Annotated in this window: 3 tRNA genes; 2 read left to right on the top strand and 1 reads right to left on the bottom strand. The window is 50.5% G+C overall.

The features are described 5' to 3' along the window. Positions 1 to 12 precede the first annotated feature (12 nt). A tRNA-Gln gene (locus C2M35_RS15240) sits at positions 13 to 87 on the bottom strand. 101 nt (positions 88 to 188) lie between these two features. On the opposite strand from C2M35_RS15240, the gene C2M35_RS15245 reads away from it, so the two are divergent. Both C2M35_RS15245 and C2M35_RS15250 read left to right on the top strand, forming a co-directional pair. After that, positions 189 to 264, top strand: a tRNA-Glu gene (locus C2M35_RS15245). Between the two features lie 28 nt (positions 265 to 292). After that, a tRNA-Ala gene (locus C2M35_RS15250) sits at positions 293 to 368 on the top strand. The last annotated feature ends 163 nt before the right edge of the window (positions 369 to 531 follow it).

The following is a 531-nucleotide window of genomic DNA, read 5'->3' on the forward strand; positions in this document are numbered from 1 at the left end:
GCTACGTAGCCATGGCTGGAGTACCAGGATTTGAACCTGGGAATGGCGGGATCAAAACCCGCTGCCTTACCGCTTGGCGATACTCCAACTAAAGGGTCGATAGTTTTAGTTCTTATCAAGAACATGGTGCGGAAGGTGAGACTTGAACTCACACATCCGAAGATACTGGAACCTAAATCCAACTTTGTGTCCCCTTCGTCTAGAGGCCTAGGACACCGCCCTTTCACGGCGGTAACAGGGGTTCGAATCCCCTAGGGGACGCCACTTTACTGATTTGTCAGTATCAGGTTTTGGGGCTATAGCTCAGCTGGGAGAGCGCTTGCATGGCATGCAAGAGGTCGGCGGTTCGATCCCGCCTAGCTCCACCAAATCCTTTGTTCGACGCACATCATCCTATTTTAGGCTGAATATATTCATGTTTAGGTGTGTTCGATAACTCGCATGGTAAGAGTTTAAATAACCAGTCCTAGTGACACACTTTGTGTCCCCTTCGTCTAGAGGCCTAGGACACCGCCCTTTCACGGCGGTAAC

The sequence above is a fragment of the Pseudoalteromonas sp. T1lg76 genome (assembly GCF_002964725.1).
Classification (GTDB): Bacteria; Pseudomonadota; Gammaproteobacteria; order Enterobacterales; family Alteromonadaceae; genus Pseudoalteromonas.